This is a genomic window from Staphylococcus croceilyticus (assembly GCF_002902575.1).
Lineage (GTDB): Bacteria > Bacillota > Bacilli > Staphylococcales > Staphylococcaceae > Staphylococcus > Staphylococcus croceilyticus.
Genome location: NZ_PPRD01000006.1, coordinates 51,930 through 65,999, shown reverse-complemented (window position 1 = coordinate 65,999; position 14,070 = coordinate 51,930). Strand labels below are relative to the sequence as shown.

Sequence of the window (14,070 nt, the reverse complement as noted above, 5' to 3'; positions counted from 1 at the left end):
AAAAAAGGTCAAGACGAAAGAGCGTCTTGACCTTTTTTTCCGTGTTATTGAATTAAATTGTGTTGGAAAGCATAAATAACAGCTTGGGTTCTATCTTGTACCTCTAATTTACTTAAGATATTACTTACGTGTGTTTTAACCGTTTTTATTGTAATGTGCGATGCACTTGCAATTTCTTGGTTCGAATATCCTTTTGCAATTAATAATAATATTTCCATTTCACGTTCAGTTAGCATTTCATATAACTCTGCTCTTTTTTTCATTCTATTACGCATTTTAACTAATACTTCTGGTTCAAATACAGATTCACCATGATATGTTTTACGTACCGCTTCAGCTATATCGCTTGCACTTGTTGTTTTTAAAATATAACTGTCCACCCCAGCATCTAGTGCTCGATATACTTCTTTATCTTCAATAAAGCTTGTAAGCATCACTACTTTAATGTGAGGCAAATCTTTCTTAATTTGAGTCGTAGCTTCAACACCATCCATATCATCCATTAGTAAATCCATTAAAATTAAATCTGGTTGTAATTCGTGTGCTTTAGCAATAGCTTCTTTTCCTGATGCGCCTTCTCCCACGACTTCAATATCTTCTTGAGTTGATAAATAACTAGATATACCAATTCGAACCATTTCGTGGTCATCCACAAATAGTACTTTAATCGCCATACAAATCATCCTCCTTATGTAATGGTGCTTTCACTTCAATTCTTGTTCCTGAATCTGGTAAGGAAACAATATGGAATGTAGCTCCAATTTCTAACGCACGTTCTCGCATATTTTTTAGTCCATAACTTTGTTCTAGCTTTTCATCAACATTAAAGCCTTTCCCATTATCTTGGATACGCAATAATAAATAATCTACTTTATTAAATAGTTCTACCGTTACTTTCGTACCATTTGAATGGCGCAACGTATTAGAAATGGCTTCTTGCGTAATTCTAAATAAATGATCTTCAATTCCTTTAGGAACTTCAAATTCTTCGATATCATGAATAACTTTCATTGGCACCTTCTTCTGTAAATCAATGACTAAGTCTTTAATACCTTCGCCTAATGATTTATCTTTAAGGCCAATTGGACGAAGATGTAATAAAAGTGCACGCATTTCTAGCTGAGATTCTTGGACCATTTTTTCAAGTACTGGAATTTGTTGATCCAGTGGTGGCTCTAAATTCGTTTCTTTAATTGCTGAGAGCATCATGCTAGCTGCGAAAAGTTGTTGACTTACAGAATCGTGTAATTCACGTGCTAATCGTTGACGTTCATCTTCAATGATTTTTTTCACTTTAACATCATTCATATTATAATTTTCATTGGTTAGATTTTGCGTTTTAATTCTTAAGCGATGTAATTCTTGATTTAATGGTACGAGCGTTTGATAAATATCAATCGTTTCGTTATAAAGTTCGATATTTTGATCATTGATACCTACCGTTTCACCCTCGATAGCATGTTCAATTTGATTTTTAATCCAATGATTTTGTTGGTTAATCTTATAAGCTAAAATAGAGCCAACAATAATACATAATAAAATGATGATGAGGTTTAAAAATAAGAATACAGGTATACCGAATATTTGGGTATAAAACATCCCTTGGAAATAAATTATATTCACGAATACCTTATCTATAAATAAGAACGCGGTTAACATGCTATATACAAGAATTAACATGGAACCAATAGCTCTTAAGTAGTGATTCATCTATAAACCACCTCAACATCACCTATAAATGTTGAAACATAAATATTTACATTATAGTTTTCTTCTTTAGGTTTTTCTTCAACCTGAATGTGGTTATTTTCCACTTTATAAGATTGGCCGTTTAAATAAGCTGTACCATAAAAAGCAGCCATGTGTAAGTTGATATTGTAATTTGTAGGAACTATAAGTTGAACTTTTCCTAGTACGTGTCTAACCACAATTGTATTGTTCTCTTTAATATTAGCTGCTTTAGTCATATCAATGTGGATGTCCCCAACGCCATGCTGAATTTGTACATCTTCCCACTTATACACGTAAACAGGCGTGCGTTGCTCGCCAAACCATTTTTGTTTAATAAACTGAGGAGACGTTACTTCCTCTTCGGATGCCACTATATCTAAAGGCTTAAATTTGAAAATTAAGTATCTAATAATAACGATAACTAAGAAAATAAACAAAATAATAATGGTATATTTATTCGATAATAATGTAAAAGCGATAAGAAGTATACCTATCCAGAACGCTAAGAGACCCCTTACTTTATGAAAGTAAAGGTATCCAACATAAACTAATATACACCCTAGTAACAATACAAAAAGGTAGCCTATCTTCTCGAAAAAGATATAATAAAAGTTCGCTATAATCATTAAAGCTGTAAAAATAATTAATAATTCGGTTGATATATACTTACGAGTCAATCTGTCGCCTCCTATCTTTTAAATTTCTAAGCTACGATGCTTATTTGCTCAATGATATCGCACTGCCCTTGCGTTGTGATGCGTTCTCTTGCACATCGATGAATATCCGCTTCAATTCTAGCGCAATATTCCTCAAACATATCTAATTGTCTTTTTAGACTTTCAATTTCACAATTATTAATTTCTTGAGCATTTTTAATATTATACATATTAGCTATATCAATATACTTATTTTCTAATGTTGCCGTTAAACTGTCAATTAACTTATTCATTTGCAGTTTTTTTGTTTTTAAATAAGCAATATATCTTTCGATACTGTTTAATTTATTATCTAATGCTACGCGGTATTCATTGATGTTTTGTTTAATTATTATTTTTAGAAAATGTTGTACGTATAAATCTATATAATTCATAGAACCACCTCGTCCCTGATTAAACTTAATTATATTGCTTTAATCTATGACTTAATATAGGCTTAGGAACCATCTTTATCTCATACTTAAGTACCAATGCTCAGCTCATACTCTTTCATTAGATTGACCCTCATTTAATAAATATTGACTATGTATCGTTAAAAAATTAATTTCATTTTCAAATTCAATTGGAGTATAATTAAATATCATTTTTGAAAGAGGTTATTATCATGCATCAACAGAGATTTAACAAATTTAGTTGGGTCCCTTATATAGGAGTGGTCATTATCCTCCATATCATAGGCGTTAGTTTCTTATTTACTGCTGGAAGCAAACATCATATTTTATTGGGTATGGGCTTGCTCGCTTATACTTTAGGTTTACGCCATGCATTCGATGCTGATCATATTGCTGCTATTGATAATACGGTCAGAAAGCTTTTACAACAATGTCGAGAACCTGTTGGCGTAGGTTTCTATTTCTCTATTGGACACTCAACTGTTGTATTTTTAATGGCTGTATTACTTGGAATTTCGGTTAAATGGGCTAAGGATGCCTTACCACATTTTCAAGAAATTGGAGGTATAATTGGCACACTTGTATCTGGCTGTTTCTTAATTCTTATTGGGTTTCTTAATTCTTATTGGGTTTCTTAATTTAATAATTTTAATTTCTTTATTAAAATTATTTATCAGATTACGTAATGAACATATTGAGGAAGAAGAATTAGATAACTTGTTAGAATCACGTGGATTTGTAGCTCGTTTTACTGGTCCGTATTTCAAATTAATAAGTCGAAGTTGGCATGTGTTACCTTTAGGATTTTTATTTGGTTTTGGCTTTGATACTGCCAGTGAAATTGCACTCCTTGCCCTATCTTCAGGCGCATCTCAACAATCTATTTCCATTATAGGTATTTTGTCTCTCCCAATATTATTTGCATCTGGTATGAGCTTACTCGATACGTTAGATGGTATTGTAATGAAGTCGGCATATAATTGGGCATTTTTCAATCAAATACGTAAGATTTATTACAATATCACGATAACTGCTATTTCAGTAGTGGCTGCTTTAGTTATTGGAATGATTGAATTACTTCAAATGATGGCTGATAAATTTCATTTAACTGGTTCATTCTGGGATTTTGTACAAGCGATTCAATTTGACTATTTAGGATATATTTTAGTTGCTTTATTCTTAATTACTTGGCTCATTTCAACATTAATTTGGAAATTGGGTAAAATTGAACAACATTGGTCATAAATGATAATCACCTTAATGCAATACATTATTGCATTAAGGTGTTTTCATTTTTTAAAGAAGGTTTAATTGACTTACGATTGATTATGGTGAATACTAGTTTCACATTAAGCCAAAGGAGATTATAAAATGAATAGTAAGATTGCTTTAATTACTGGTGCATCATCCGGTTTAGGCTTCGAAACTGCTTTATTATTAGCAGAAAAAGGATATAAAGTATATGCAACCATGCGTAATTTAGATAAACAAGACGCGTTAAAACAAACAGCAAAAGACAAAAATTTAAATATAGTTATTAAAGCGTTAGATGTAACGAAAGTAAATAGTATAGAAAATGCAGTGAGTGCTATTTTAAAAGAAGAAGAAACTATTGACTTACTTATTAATAACGCGGGTGCCGGCTTTGCGCGTACAACTGAACATGCTACTGATGAAGAAATGATGTGGCAGATTAATTTAAATTTAATGGGCGTTATGCGAATGACTAAAGCGGTCTTACCTACAATGAGAACACATCGACAAGGACATATAATAAATATTTCATCAGTAGGTGGATTAGTTGGTCAACCTTTCAATGAAATTTATTGTGCTACTAAATTCGGAGTTGAGGGTTATACAGAAGCATTAGCTAGTTATGTCCAACCTGAATTTAATGTAAAGTTTAGTGTAATTGAACCTGGGGGTATTCAGTCTGAATTCACAAATAACTTTATGGCACATCTTGAATCTACAAGTGGTATTCAAGAAGACGAATATCTTCCATTATTCCAATCTTATATGGGCGGTTTAAAAAACAACTATGGACTCGGTGCTTCTCAAACATCAGCAGAAGTAGCTCAAGTTATTATGGATACTATTGAGAAGGAAGACCCACCTATAAGAGTTCGTACATCAGCTTGGTCTGAAGACTTCACCCGTTTAAAAACGGAAGCGGATCCTACTGGAAAATTATTACAAGCACAAGTGAAAAAGTTATTAGGTAAATAAATGTCTCTCAAAAAATTAACTTTCCCCTATAGTTAAAGCCCTTAAGAGAGTAATATACACTCTCTTAAGGGCTTTTTATTTATCTTGACGCTACTGCATCATTTATTTTTAGTCAAATTTAGTAGTTAAGATTGGACCATCTTTTGTAACGATAACTGTGTGCTCAATTTGCGCAACAAAACTTTTATCTCGTGTTTCAAATGCCCATTCATTTTTGCCTTCAGTCACAAATGTTGCTTTAGAAGAAATAAATGGTTCTACTGCGATTACGACACCTTCTTTTAAAAGTGTTTTATCTTTAGGGTCGTAGTAGTTCATAACATGATTAGGCGCTTCATGTAATGATTGTCCTACACCATGGCCAGTTAAGTTTTTAATAACCGTTAAATCATTTTGGCGAGCTGTGGCATGAACTGCTTTACCAATATTACTTAATTTAGTGCCTGGCTTAATTTTAGACATTGCATTTTCAAATGCCATAATAGCGACATCACAAACTTTTTGTTTTAATGGGTTATCCGCTTCTCCTACTACAAATGAAATGCCTGTATCAGCATAGTAGCCATTCTTCAGAGCAGAAACATCAATATTAACTAAGTCACCTTCACGGATGATACGTTTGCCAGGAATGCCATGTGCAACTTCTTCATTCACACTAATACATGTTTGACCTGGAAAGTTCTCATCATGAATTGGCGCTGAAATGGCACCATGTTCTTCAAATAACTCTTTAGCAATATTATCTAATTCTTTAGTAGTAATACCAGGTTTAGTAGCCTCTTGCATTGTGTCTCTTACTTTCGCACAAATATAACCAATTTCCTTTAAGGCTTGTAATTCTTCATCTGTTTTTACAATCATATTATCCCGTTCCTTTTTAATTGTTGTTACATCTTATTATACCAAAATTTTTTTGATATACTAAATATGATAAACAAAACGTTAATAATTATTATTTTTAAATATATATTCAGGATTATTTTCGGTCAACGAGAGGATTTATAGATTCATGAACAAATGGTATAAGCATATTATTGGAGCTAGAACAATTAAAACAGGGTTAGCGACCTTTTTGACCTCCCTTTTTTGTTTAATGCTAAATCTAACTCCTATCTTCGCAATACTTACCGCAATTGTTACGATTGAACCTACTGCTAAGGCTTCCTTGAAAAAGGGTTATCGTAGATTGCCTGCTACAGTAATTGGGGCATTATTTGCAGTAATATTCACTTATATATTTGGAGACACATCTCCTTTATCATATACGTTTGCTGCGGTATTTACTATTTTACTGTGTACTAAGTTAAACTTACAAGTGGGTACAACAGTTGCAGTATTAACTGCTATGGCGATGATACCTGGTATTCATAATGCCTACTTTTTTAATTTCTTTTCCAGATTATTAACTGCTTTAATTGGATTAGTAACTGCGGGATTAGTTAACTTCATCGTTTTACCTCCAAAATATTATCAACAAATAGAAGATAATTTATCGGTTATAGAACATAAAATGTATAAATTGTTCGCGATCAGATGCCAAGAATTGCTATTAGGCAAATTTCAATCAGATGAGAGCAATAATTTACTAGATAAATTAGTGGGATTAAATACCAAGACAGAAACGTTAATTGGATACCAACGAGATGAGTTAAGGTACCATAAAAATAAAGAAAAAGAATGGACTCGATTAAAAGATATTTCTAATCGTGCGTATAGCGACCGCTTATTTGCTACCCATCTTTCTAACATTATCTACTTGCCTAAAAACATTCATCTTATATTTACTGCTGATGAAAAAATGGCTATCATTAAAATTAGTAAAAGTATTAATAACATTCCATCAAATGATAAATTCGTTCGTCAAAAAGAAGCGGCATCAACATTAAAATCATCTGTTAAATTACTTGAAGAATTTGATCAAAATCAAATTAAAAGCCATATTATCTATGAAATTTTATTAATATATAAAATACTTGATACTCGCTTTGAAGATAAAGAAAGGGAGGGGGGACAGAAATTAAAATAATTTCGTCGTCCAACCCCAGCTTGCTTTGTTTGTAGAATTTCTTAATGAAATTCTTTGTGCTGGGGCCCCGCTCCCCGGCAAGGATGACTAGGTTTGAAAAAAGCTTGATTTAAGCTCATTTCCAAATCAGTCAGCTACTGCCACAATGCTAATGAAGGCTGAGACATTTTATTTTGTCTCAGCCTTTTTATTTATATTTAATTTTTCGCTGAACGTTCGATGATGACGCGTTTAGCGGCTTCTTCTTCAGTGTTATCTAGCTCTTTTGGTTCAAAAGGTATACCTTTACGTTCACATGCTTTTTCTAACAAGTAATCTGTTAACTCATGATTTTTAGGTAGAATTGGTCCATGTAAATAAGTACCTAATAAATTTTTATAATGAATACCTTCACGTTTATCCGTATCATTATTGCCATAACCCACTTTTACGTGACCTAACGTACCAAAGTTATGATGTGTACGACCACCATGATTTTCAAAGCCGACAATTGTACCAAACGTATCACTTTCAATCACAATATCACCAGTTAAACGATCTGTACGTGATTCCGTATAAAAGTCTAAAATACCTAAACCTTCTAACTCAGTGCCATCTGGAGTGATATATTTTGTGCCTAAGAATTGGTAACCGCCACAAATCGTAAGTCCTGGCATACCATCTTCAATGGCTTCTTTTAATTTTGTTTTAATCTTACTTAATTCTTTCGTAGCGATACTTTGTTCTCTGTCGCTTCCGCCACCGATAAAGAAGATATCACAATTATCCAGAGTAACACCTTCTGTTTCATTAACTTCTACAACATTTAATTTAATATTACGTTTTTTAGCACGTTGCTTAAGGGCGATAATATTCCCGATGTCACTATATAAGTTCAATTTATCTGACATAAAGTGATAGACTGTTAATTCATTCATATTTATTGCCCTCCTACAAATGAACGATTAAGTTGCTCAAGCATTGGTGATAATGATGTATAGTTTGGAATTGCTACAGTGAAACCACTATAATTCATTGTTAATGCTGTTGCTTTATAAATGTCCTTTTCAAGCACAATAGGCACTGTCACTTCAGCTAATTTCAAACGCAATTGTAATTCTTCTGCACGTGTGCCTGTAACAATAATCGCTTCAATATCTTGTTCGCTTAACTTTTCAAAATCAGCGTCATAAATCCAAGATGTATCACGACCATCTGCTGCATTATCGTTTAAACTGATAACATAAACTTTCTTGCCTTCAAGCTGCTCGCCTACTGATAAACTCGCATTCATACCTGCAGGGTTCTTAGCTAAGTTAATCATTGCTTCTTTCTCATTTAGTTTAAAGTACTGCATACGTCCGTTATCAGAAGTATAAGTTTCAAAGCCTTTGCGAATGGACTCATCATTAAGTCCTAACTCTCTTAATACTGAATAAGCGGCGATAGCATTGAAAGCATTGAAATCTCCGGCAATCTTCATATCGAAGTGTGCATCGTTAATATTTAATTTTAAGAATGGTGATACATCAAATGAGTTCACTTCATATTTAGGCGTTTCGCGTTTGAAACCACATGTGCAATGATAATGACCTATTTGATTATAATGTATGTAGTCATATTCTAATAATCTGCCACAATTTGGACAGTACTTACTTTCGTTCATTGTACTTTGTTCAAATTCATGGGCATGTGCTTTCATACCGTAATAAACAATCGTATCACTTGCGATTTTAAGACGACTCACAAATGGATCATCTGCATTAAGTAATAACTTGATTCCTTTATTACTGATTGATTTCGCAATATTATTAACCATGATATCAATTTCACCGAAACGGTCCATTTGATCTCGGAAAAAGTTGGTAAAAATCATCATCGTTGGTGTTACTTCTTTTAATACACGCGGAATAGAACCTTCATCAATTTCAATTACCGCTACTTTTGTATTCTTAGTTGATTGCATAATAAATGCTGACGTAATACCAGCCGCCATGTTTGCGCCTTCATTATTATGAATAATATCGATATTATTCGCTTTTAAAGTATGACCAATCAAATTAGAAGTGGTAGTCTTTCCATTCGTACCACTTACGAATACGATATCATCTACTTGCGCGGCTAATTTACGTAATATATTTTGATCCACTTTACGTGCAATTTGACCAGGTAAGTCAGTACCCTTTTTACCAGCTGCGATACTTGCTCTACGGGCCAATTTAGCTAAGTGGGTTGCAGTCCATTGTCTCATGAGTTTCCTCCTTGTTTAATTCCTCGCATAATTATAACACGTTACGGGTATAACAAAAAACATTCTCAATTAGGAATGATATTATACACGCTAGATTATAATTATTATTATTTACTAATGAGAATAAATTTGTTATACTCAAAATGAACAAATAGAGATGACTAAATTTTTTATTTGAGGTGACTTAATTATGTTAAGTAAAGACTTATTAGAAGCATTAAATGACCAAATGAACCACGAGTATTTCGCAGCACATGCATATATGGCAATGGCGGCTTATTGTGATGATAAATCATACGAAGGTTTTGCTAACTTCTATATTCAACAAGCTAAAGAAGAACGCTTCCACGGTAAAAAAATTTATGATTATATCAATGATCGTGGAGAACGTGCTGAATTTAGAGCAATTCCTGCACCAAAAACTGAGTTCAACTCTATCTTAGAAACATTCAAAGATGGTTTAGCTCAAGAACAAGATGTAACACGTCGTTTCTACAACTTATCTGAAATTGCTCAAAAAGATAAAGACTATGCTACAATTTCATTCTTAAATTGGTTCTTAGACGAACAAGTAGAAGAAGAATCTACTTTTGAAACTCATATCGATTACTTAACTCGTATCGGTGACGATTGCAACACATTATATTTATATGAAAAAGAACTTGCATCTCGTTCATTCGACGAAGAATAAGTTTAAATTTCTATCAATTATTAAAGCATAAATTTAACCCGTATTATTCTCCCCCACAGTTCAGAGTAATACGGGTTATTTTATGTGCAATTTTCTGTTATTTTTAATGATATTAAGCTAAACTAACAACATCTTTAATTAAAGAAAGGAAACGTATATGTCTAGTAATTCATTTGTAGCACTTGATTTTGAAACAGCTAATGGTAAGCGTACAAGTATTTGCTCAGTGGGTATGGTGAAAGTAGTTGATAATGAAATCATAGAATCATTCTATACGCTAGTAAATCCATTTGATTACTTTTCAAAAACAAATATTGCCGTCCATGGTATAAAACCTGAAGATGTAAAAGATGCGCCTAGCTTTGCCTATGTCTATCCTTATATGTTGCAATTCATTGACGAGCTTCCTGTCGTCGCTCATAATGCAGCATTTGATATGAATGTACTACATCAAAGTTTAAAGCAATTAAAAATCGAAACGCCTTCTTTAATGTATTTCTGTTCTTATCAATTAGCTAAACGTACAATTAGCGCTTATCGCTATGGCTTAAAACATTTAATGAACCATTATAAATTGGACTTTCATGGACATCATGATGCGCTGAATGACGCGAAAGCATGCGCCATGATTACGTTTAGATTGTTAAAGCACTATGATAATCTAGATAGTATGTTACAGATTTATGGTAAAAATTTAAAAGATAAAGGTTAAAATTAAAGACTTGAGTCAAACTAGCCTTGTAAAATGATAAACCTTTATCTTCTAAATAAAATCATATATGGTCATATTTTGATATGTGGCTTGTTCTAAGTTTCCGACTGTTACTCCTATTAAGCGAATAGGTACATCCGGATCTTTTAATTCATTATATAAATCATATGCCACATTATAAATATCTGTTTCACTACTTACCATTTCCCTTAAACTACGTTGTTTGGAGAATGTTTCATATTTATGGGTCTTAATCTTTACAGTTACTGTACTGCCAGACTTTTGCAACTTAGCTAACCGTTCAGCCGTCTTACTTGATAACTCCCACACTTTCCGTAGAATCTCATCATCATCATTCACATCTGTTGAGAATGTGCGCTCTGTACCTACAGATTTACGAATACGCGTCGCTTTAACTTCACTGTTATCGATGCCTCTCGCTTTGTTGTATAGCCCTCTTCCTTTTTTACCAAACCAGCGAATTAATTCAAATTCTGATTTCTCATACAAATCTTTTCCGGTATAAATTTCATGTTCATGCATAATCTTCTTCGACGCTTTTCCGACACCAGGAAATTCTCCAATATCCAAATTCATAAGAATATCATGCACGTTATTATAATCAATGACCATCATGCCATTCGGCTTATTCATCCCACTCGCCAGTTTAGCCAAATACTTGTTATATGAGACACCCGCTGAAGAGGTTAACCCCGTTTTTTCGAAAATGTCTCGACGAATAAAGGCAGCAATTTTAGAAGCCGGCATATCTGGTCTTACTAAATGAGTAATATCTAAATACGCTTCATCTAAGGCAAGGGGCTCAACGATATCTGTATAGCTTTTAAAAATATTCATAATAATACCAGAAGCTTCACGATACGCATCAAAACGTGCTCTAACATAATAACCATTAGGGCACAGTTTATGCGCTTGAGACATTGGCATGGCAGAATGTACGCCATATTTACGAGCCTCATAAGATGCTGTTGATACTACACCACGGTTACTTGCTTTTCCTCCTACAATTACAGGTTTCCCACGTAGTTTAGGATTATCTCTCATTTCTACTTGTGCGTAGAAACAATCCATATCGATATGCACAATACGTCTTTCTGCCATTAAGTCCCTCCTTTTCCTGAAAATAAAAAATAAAAAAGCCCCGATACAATTATACTGCGTCTATGAGTAAAACTCATGAGATGTGCATAGTATGCTTGTATTGAGACTTCATTTATATTATTCGTAATCATTCTGAGCTTGATATGGTTGATAATGATACATGAATAACCCTTCATCAGTGGTTTGAACATATTTAAATTTATTAATTAACACGATACCTACTAAATATAAATCAAGTAAACAATAACCGATATGTATACTTAAAACAAAGATAATCGATGAATAAGAATAAAAACTAAATAAAACCATTAATGCAGCGGTAATCATAATTGCTGGAGCTAACATAATTGTACAAAATTGCCATTTATTAAAGTATTTTTTCGAAATATGAATTAATAAAATTCCTTTTTTATGTTTAAAATGAGGTTTCTCCCCTTTTGAGAAAACAAAAAAAGAAAAACGGTGAATTAATTCATGTATAGCTAGGACGATGCCAAAACCCAATATCCCGAACACTATATTAGTTATAAATGATTGTTCAATCACTTTCGTAAATGAGAAAGCCCATTTATATGTCAGCAAAATTGCAAATAATATAACGACGATTTGTATGGCAATAAACTTCGATAAGTTTAATCGGTTATGATTCAAATCGATTTTATGCACAATTATGACCCCCTATCCCTCTTAATTCATTCATAGTATACATGGACAAATAAAAGAAAAAAAGTATTTTTTTGTAAATTAAACACTCTGTAATCATTTCTTAATATTAATCAAACTAGATTGAATATGACAGAAGAATTAAACACTTTTTAAACGATAAAAATTGCTTATTTATTTTCTTTTCTTTCAAACAAAGCAACTGTTTCAATGTGTGTTGTTTGAGGGAACATGTCCACTGGTGTAATCTCTTTTAAGTCATAACTAGAGGCTAAAATTTGTGCATCTCGTTGTTGCGTAGAAGGATTACAAGAAATATAAACAATTCGTTTCGGGTTAAGCGCTAGAAGTGTTTGTAAGAAGGTTTCATCGCATCCTTTTCGAGGAGGATCGACCATGACTACATCTGGTTTAATTCCTTGTTGTTTCCATTCTATAATGACTTCTTCTGCTTTACCACAGACAAAAGTCGTATTATCAAATCCGTTTAGAGTCGCATTTTGCTTGGCATCTTTAATTGCAGATGGCACAATTTCCACTCCGTATACATGTTTAGCTACAGGCGCCATATATAAACCTATCGTCCCAATTCCACAATATGTATCAAGCACTGTTTCTTGACCATTTAATTGTGCATACTCAATGGCTTTACCATATAATTTTTCCGTCTGACTTGAGTTAATTTGATAGAAAGATTGATCACTAATTTTGAAAGTGATATCGCTTAATGAATCAATAATTTTATCTTTGCCATACAACGTAATAGAATGTTGCCCCATAATCACATTTGAATGGCTATCATTAATATTTTGTTTAATACTCGTAATGTTTGGAAATGTTTGCGTTAACTTTTCAACTAATAATTTTGTCTGTTTAAATTTAGAACCATTAGTTACAAAAATAACCATCATTTCATCTGTATAATGTCCAGTACGAATAACTAAATGTCTTAATAGACCTTTCTTAGTGCGCTCATTATATATGCTTATGTTGAATTCATTAAGCCACTGTTTAACATGATTCATAATCTCTTGATGTTGCTGATCTTGAATCAAACAACTGTCCATATCAATAATGTCATGACTTCTTTGACGATAATATCCCATAATGGTGTGATTATCTTTATCTTTACCTATAGGTAATTGTGATTTATTTCTATAACGCCATGGGTCTTCCATACCTATCGTGTCATTGATTTTCGTCTCATTAAACTGCGCTTTTCTATGGAAAAGATTGACGACTTGTTCTTTTTTCATCGCGAGTTGTGCTTCATACGTCATATGTTGTAATTGACATCCTCCACACTTCCAATAATATTTACAAGGAGGTTCAACTCGGTCTTCGCTCGCTTTTTTAACTTCTAATAATTTTCCAATAGCGAAATTCTTCTTTACTTTAATAATTTTAAATTCTATTTCCTCATTAATTAGCGCATTTGGAATAAATACAGGATAGCGGTCAAATTTAACTACGCCGTGACCTTCATGAGTTAAGTCGACCACATGTCCCTGTTTTATTTCATTTTTCTTTAATGCTTCCACTCTTTTTCACCCCACAT

At 32.9% G+C, this 14,070-nt stretch carries 14 protein-coding genes and 1 pseudogene; 5 read left to right on the top strand and 10 right to left on the bottom strand.

What is annotated here, in order from left to right; all coding sequences use genetic code 11:
* Positions 1-44: 44 nt before the first annotated feature.
* From vraR to CD128_RS01190, 4 genes are read right to left on the bottom strand one after another with little or no spacing between them, the layout of a single operon-like run.
* Entirely contained in the window at positions 45-674 is a 630-nt protein-coding gene (gene vraR / locus CD128_RS01205; RefSeq protein WP_103328275.1) for a response regulator transcription factor VraR, read from the bottom strand.
* Entirely contained in the window at positions 664-1,710 is a 1,047-nt protein-coding gene (gene vraS / locus CD128_RS01200; RefSeq protein WP_103328274.1) for a sensor histidine kinase VraS, read from the bottom strand. The genes vraR and vraS overlap by 11 nt, the downstream gene beginning before the upstream one ends.
* Complete coding sequence (gene vraT, locus CD128_RS01195; protein ID WP_103328273.1) at positions 1,707-2,408, bottom strand: cell wall-active antibiotics response protein VraT; 702 nt, start codon at positions 2,406-2,408, stop codon at positions 1,707-1,709. The genes vraS and vraT overlap by 4 nt, the downstream gene beginning before the upstream one ends.
* A gap of 26 nt (positions 2,409-2,434) precedes the next feature.
* Positions 2,435-2,821 carry a hypothetical protein gene (locus tag CD128_RS01190; protein WP_103328272.1) on the bottom strand — a complete coding sequence of 129 codons (387 nt, stop codon included), beginning with the start codon at positions 2,819-2,821 and terminating at the stop codon, positions 2,435-2,437.
* Between the two features lie 198 nt (positions 2,822-3,019).
* Here CD128_RS01190 and CD128_RS01185 point away from each other — a divergent pair.
* Both CD128_RS01185 and CD128_RS01180 read left to right on the top strand, forming a co-directional pair.
* A pseudogene (locus CD128_RS01185) lies at positions 3,020-4,084 on the top strand (HoxN/HupN/NixA family nickel/cobalt transporter).
* 126 nt (positions 4,085-4,210) lie between these two features.
* Complete coding sequence (locus CD128_RS01180) at positions 4,211-5,068, top strand: SDR family oxidoreductase (protein ID WP_103328271.1); 858 nt, start codon at positions 4,211-4,213, stop codon at positions 5,066-5,068.
* A gap of 108 nt (positions 5,069-5,176) precedes the next feature.
* Here CD128_RS01180 and map read toward each other — a convergent pair whose 3' ends face one another.
* Positions 5,177-5,929, bottom strand: a complete 753-nt coding sequence (map, locus tag CD128_RS01175; protein WP_103328270.1) for a type I methionyl aminopeptidase — start codon at positions 5,927-5,929, stop codon at positions 5,177-5,179.
* Between the two features lie 148 nt (positions 5,930-6,077).
* Between map and CD128_RS01170 the strand changes: the two genes are divergently transcribed.
* Positions 6,078-7,094, top strand: coding sequence for an FUSC family protein (locus CD128_RS01170; RefSeq protein ID WP_103328269.1), 1,017 nt, complete (start codon positions 6,078-6,080; stop codon positions 7,092-7,094).
* Positions 7,095-7,291: 197 nt separating this feature from the next.
* On the opposite strand, the gene gatD is transcribed toward CD128_RS01170, so the two are convergent.
* Both gatD and murT read right to left on the bottom strand, forming a co-directional pair.
* A complete protein-coding gene (gene gatD, locus CD128_RS01165) occupies positions 7,292-8,011 on the bottom strand; it encodes a lipid II isoglutaminyl synthase subunit GatD (RefSeq protein WP_103328268.1) in 720 nt (239 codons plus the stop codon).
* A gap of 2 nt (positions 8,012-8,013) precedes the next feature.
* Positions 8,014-9,324, bottom strand: coding sequence for a lipid II isoglutaminyl synthase subunit MurT (murT, locus tag CD128_RS01160; protein ID WP_103328267.1), 1,311 nt, complete (start codon positions 9,322-9,324; stop codon positions 8,014-8,016).
* 190 nt (positions 9,325-9,514) lie between these two features.
* Between murT and ftnA the strand changes: the two genes are divergently transcribed.
* On the top strand, positions 9,515-10,015 hold the full coding sequence (ftnA, locus tag CD128_RS01155) for an H-type ferritin FtnA (protein ID WP_103328266.1): 501 nt from the start codon (positions 9,515-9,517) through the stop codon (positions 10,013-10,015).
* A gap of 157 nt (positions 10,016-10,172) precedes the next feature.
* A complete protein-coding gene (locus CD128_RS01150) occupies positions 10,173-10,727 on the top strand; it encodes a 3'-5' exonuclease (protein ID WP_103328265.1) in 555 nt (184 codons plus the stop codon).
* 51 nt (positions 10,728-10,778) lie between these two features.
* Here the strand turns inward: CD128_RS01150 and dinB are convergent, their stop codons facing one another.
* The 3 genes from dinB to rlmD form a co-directional block, all read right to left on the bottom strand.
* Positions 10,779-11,849: a DNA polymerase IV gene (gene dinB / locus CD128_RS01145; RefSeq protein ID WP_103328264.1), complete on the bottom strand. Its 1,071-nt coding sequence runs from the start codon at positions 11,847-11,849 to the stop codon at positions 10,779-10,781.
* A gap of 117 nt (positions 11,850-11,966) precedes the next feature.
* Positions 11,967-12,515: a DUF3267 domain-containing protein gene (locus CD128_RS01140; protein WP_103328263.1), complete on the bottom strand. Its 549-nt coding sequence runs from the start codon at positions 12,513-12,515 to the stop codon at positions 11,967-11,969.
* Between the two features lie 167 nt (positions 12,516-12,682).
* On the bottom strand, positions 12,683-14,053 hold the full coding sequence (rlmD, locus tag CD128_RS01135; RefSeq protein WP_103328262.1) for a 23S rRNA (uracil(1939)-C(5))-methyltransferase RlmD: 1,371 nt from the start codon (positions 14,051-14,053) through the stop codon (positions 12,683-12,685).
* Between the last annotated feature and the right edge of the window lie 17 nt (positions 14,054-14,070).

Excerpts from the sequence above, each read along its gene's own strand:
- CD128_RS01150 (WP_103328265.1), top strand. The coding sequence starts at position 10,173 with ATGTCTAGTAATTCATTTGTAGCACTTGATTTTGAAACAGCTAATGGT.
- CD128_RS01190 (WP_103328272.1), bottom strand. The coding sequence starts at position 2,821 with ATGAATTATATAGATTTATACGTACAACATTTTCTAAAAATAATAATT.
- murT (WP_103328267.1), bottom strand. The coding sequence starts at position 9,324 with ATGAGACAATGGACTGCAACCCACTTAGCTAAATTGGCCCGTAGAGCA.
- vraS (WP_103328274.1), bottom strand. The coding sequence starts at position 1,710 with ATGAATCACTACTTAAGAGCTATTGGTTCCATGTTAATTCTTGTATAT.
- CD128_RS01170 (WP_103328269.1), top strand. The coding sequence starts at position 6,078 with ATGAACAAATGGTATAAGCATATTATTGGAGCTAGAACAATTAAAACA.
- ftnA (WP_103328266.1), top strand. The coding sequence starts at position 9,515 with ATGTTAAGTAAAGACTTATTAGAAGCATTAAATGACCAAATGAACCAC.
- map (WP_103328270.1), bottom strand. The coding sequence starts at position 5,929 with ATGATTGTAAAAACAGATGAAGAATTACAAGCCTTAAAGGAAATTGGT.
- vraR (WP_103328275.1), bottom strand. The coding sequence starts at position 674 with ATGGCGATTAAAGTACTATTTGTGGATGACCACGAAATGGTTCGAATT.
- CD128_RS01180 (WP_103328271.1), top strand. The coding sequence starts at position 4,211 with ATGAATAGTAAGATTGCTTTAATTACTGGTGCATCATCCGGTTTAGGC.
- dinB (WP_103328264.1), bottom strand. The coding sequence starts at position 11,849 with ATGGCAGAAAGACGTATTGTGCATATCGATATGGATTGTTTCTACGCA.
- gatD (WP_103328268.1), bottom strand. The coding sequence starts at position 8,011 with ATGAATGAATTAACAGTCTATCACTTTATGTCAGATAAATTGAACTTA.